The sequence below is a fragment of the Chitinophaga sp. genome (assembly GCF_035564935.1).
Lineage (GTDB): Bacteria > Bacteroidota > Bacteroidia > Chitinophagales > Chitinophagaceae > Chitinophaga.
On the sequence record NZ_DATMTE010000587.1, the window covers coordinates 1 to 4,269 of the forward strand.

Below are 4,269 nucleotides of genomic sequence, written 5' to 3' on the forward strand. Positions count from 1 at the left end.
ACTCAGCAGGGAGAGACATCCTTCAGCATGCCGGCAACTGTTTTTATCAATACACTGTAAACGACTATCAGTTAACAGCCACCAATATCACCAAAATAGCCCTGGAAAATATAAACATACAGGCAAAAGAAATAGAAGAACATGCAGAAGAAATAAATATCGACAGCTCCAGGGAAGATCTGCAGATCAGTTCAGAAAAGTCTGTCAGCATAAAAAGCACGGAGAAAACAAAACTATTCTAAAAACAGCATCTTATGCGTAATACCACGGCAGGGAGCATACTGGTGATCTGCAAAAAATATACAGCATCCGGGAAAAGTATCCGCTGGCATAGCAGCGGAAAACTGTTCCTTCATTCGGCAAAATCTGTCATCATAAATGGCCGGAAAAATGGAATAAAATTCTATAAAGATGTCATCATTCATAACCCTGAAAAATAAAAAATCATATCCAAAATGGCCGACAAACATTTTGTAGTGCATGGCGCTTTATGCAAATGCAACTTCGGCAGTACCCTTGGCAGTATCCGGGTAGACGCAAATGGCGAATACATGAACGATGCCGGGGGAAGCCTCAAAGCCGTTGCCAGTTCCGCTGAAACCGGCAATCCCTTCATGCCGGGTGCATTTGGTGTGTGTGCGCTCACGCACACTTCCTGTGTTCCCAATATCCTTCAATGGAAAGAGGCATTGCCCGGCATTACGCTTTCCAATGGCGGGAAAATACTAACGGAGCATAGTACTGCCCTCTGTGCTGTATCGGGAAGTACATGTATCAGCATCCTGCACCATGGTCAAACGGCATTTGTCACAGATCAGGGTGTTCGGGGAAGTACAGCAGCTTCCACATCTGCGTTAAATCCATTGGCCAATCAACAGCAATTACGCCCAACAAATCCTGTTGTACGCGCCATCATTTTACGTATTGACAGCCGCAATCCCCCGGTGATATTCAACAGCGAAAAGCAAAAGGATAAAGTAATTCCTGTACGGATCAATGAGCCTGTGTTATTTGAAGTTGAATGCGATAATGATTATACTATTGCAGATGATTTAAAAATAAGATGGAGAATACTCCGGCAGCAGGAGGCCGCCGAAAGCTGCACATGGATTGAATCGTGGGGATTTGACTTATTATTCTCATTCGATACACCTGGTAACTACCGGGTGATGGCTTATGGAGAATTGCAGGAGGGGTGCTATATTGATCTGCATGTTGATAATAATGATCTTGAAAATGAATTTATTATAAACGATAATCCCGGATACGCGAAATACGGAACTACTGTTTGTGTTAAAGCCGTTTACAAAATTATGCCTCCCACAGCAGCTGAAAGAGCAACGGTATGTATGCAGGTAACTGATAACAACAGGAACATCATTGCAACTGCCGGCAGCGATAAAATCTGTTTTACTCCTCCCAATGTATCTGCCACCTACTTTGTTTCAGCGTGGATGGCTGATGATAAGCCCGTTGTACAAAAACTCGGTACTAAAAAAGCAGGCGCCATATCTGTTGTCAACAAGGAATCGACCCATATAATAAGACCCCGGACAGATATGAACTTTCATGTTTCGGAAACGGTATACAATATGCTGCCACCGGCCAAGTTAACAACTATTCAATGGTTACTGAACGGCAAGCCGGTAGGCAAAGGGCCTTCTATCACACTTGACGGCAATATCCATTTTAGTATTCCCGGGAAATATACTGTTACAGCTGTGGAAGGAGAAAACTATACAATTGAACAAGGCGCCTGGCATTTTGAAGTAAAAAGGAATGAAGTTGTAAAGATCCTGGTGGCAAATGGCGCCACCAACTGGATTACCGGGAAACAATATACGGTAACTGCACAAACATTGATGGACTATAACGAAACACTGGATGGACCAGTTCTTTGGAAACCTTATGGAGCGTATTCCACTACATTACCAAATGCTTTCATAGCAGAGGAAGGAGCGTTTATTATCAGCGCCCATCTTAATAATTCAAAAAAATATATAAAGATAAATGCAGTAAGAGCTACTATTAACCGGTGGTGTTTTACAGATGAACAATTCATATGTAAAGCATCCGCAGGCTGGCAGGAATTAATCCGTTTAGTGATCAATAGCACGGACGCGGCAAATGAAAAAATGCCATTACATCTGCTTCAGGTAAACCCCGCGAACCGTATGCATCATGTAAAAAACCTGGGGGCATATAGCTTTAATGCTAATGGAGAATTACAACTTGATATCAGTATACACAGCCTGAAATCATTCTTAACAGATACCAGCTTTGAATGGGATACATTTGATCTCCTGTTTGCGATCCCTTGTTCTTCCAACTGCATCCTGTTCGCCGATATGAAAACGATCACCTGTGATGGAAGAAAATATTGGGTTCCTCAAAACCAAAGTAATAAACGAATGCAGGAAAAAAGATTATATCTCTCAGTGAATGCAGAAAGAAACGTGGTGTCAGTACATTTTTATGACCAGCATAATAATCCGGCATATAAAGTTTATAAATACGGAGAGCAATTCCGCATGCATGTTCAAACCATCAATCTTCCGGGAAAGGAATTATTATTCGAGATATGGGAAAACAGGTACCAGGAAAAAGACAGGCATCTTTTCAGCGATAAGTTCCTGGTAAATGATTACGGAACAGCAAACGCATTGATAAACTCAAAGCGGTTGAAATCAGGTAACATATTGGAAGATGGCTTTCTCCGCTGCTTTTATGTAGTCATCAAATCCCCATCCGGAAAATATTTCTACCCACATGAAATAGCCGACAGAAATATATTGGATCCGGATAACATCAGCTACTATCAACATATAAAGCTGTCGGACTGGTTCAACAAATTGAAGAACCGGCATTCCAGGGCCAATGCACCGGTAATACTTGGCGAGCCACTCCCATCCGATGAACCGGATATTGACTGCCCCAGATGTAATGAGGCGGTTACTACTGAGCAACTGGCTAAAATATTCCCTTATGCAAACATCAACGACCTGCAGGCTGCCGCAGCTACCTATAGCAGGTTTATGGAGTCAACCGGTATGAACACCTGCTGGAATAAGGCCCATTTCTTTGCCCAGGTAGCCATTGAATGTGGCGGACGTTTAAACATTAAAGAGGGCGAAAGCTTCAACTGGTACTGGGCCGACCTGGATAAAAATTTTCCTCCTTTCAGAACAGCAGAGGGCAGGATAAAAGCGAAAGAATGGGGCAGACCTGTTAGAAAACCTGCTCATCCGGGTGTAACAAAAGAAAATCAACGGTATATCGCTAACTATGTATATGGACCTGGTACTGTAAAAGGGAAAACATTAGGCAACACACAAAAAGGAGATGGATGGAATTTCCGGGGTCGTGGCCTTATACAGCTTACCGGCAGAAATGCCTACACTTATGCAAATAATTTTACCCGGAAAGAAAATGCAGATATTCTGCTGCATCCGGAACTCGTAGCCACAGATATAAAAATAGCGGTTCTTTCATCGATGGCCTTCTGGAAATGGAAAGGACTGGCGTGCATTGCAAACGGCAATACAGAAGTAACCAGCAAAATAAGTAAGGCAGTAGGCCTGGACACTATTTCAGACGGGAAAAGAGCCCACACAGAAAAGAAACGTTTCTTTGAGTTGAAGTCGTCTGTTTTATTCAGAACAAAAGACTGCCTGTATAAACAGGTCGCGACTGATGTATCAAACAGGTATATCATTAAAATAGATAAATTCAGTTACGAACTTGCAGCACAAAATGCTGCCTCCAATCAATATAGGTACGACCTATACAACACAGGCAAGCTTATTAAAACATTCGTGCTTCAAAAAAACAGCCATGGCCTGTTACCATTCCCTGAAACCGGCCCTAACTGGGGAAGATATGGTGACCGCGACGGAGGTGATGATAACTTTATAGCCCCGGCAATTGCTGCCCCGTTGCTTGGATTCTTTTACGCACTTCCCGGAAACGGGTATAAGGATAAACTCTACTTTAATGATATCTCCGCGAGCGATACAAGGAACATAGGACATAAAGGGCATATTCATGGTAACAATATTGATATCAGGTATCCCGGAAGCTCAAACAGGAAAGGATCAGTGTTGTGGACAGAAGCTAAATTGGCGTATGGGAGTGAGCGCGAGTTTTTGAAGGTGCTGGAGAACATACTCAGTATCGCCTTCAGATGGGGATTCAAAAACAATTTCGCCTATAACAAAAATATCAGTAATACAATTGGGCTTTCTACCAACGTACACCAAGATCATTTTC

Annotated in this window: 2 protein-coding genes; both read left to right on the top strand. The window is 42.6% G+C overall.

Annotated elements, in window-relative coordinates; genetic code table 11:
* Positions 1-242, top strand: a 242-nt coding sequence (locus VN105_RS14955; RefSeq protein WP_325642259.1) for a hypothetical protein, incomplete at its 5' end; no start/stop codon positions are given.
* Positions 243-455: 213 nt separating this feature from the next.
* On the top strand, positions 456-4,269 hold a 3,814-nt coding region (locus tag VN105_RS14960), incomplete at its 3' end, for a PAAR-like protein (protein ID WP_325642260.1).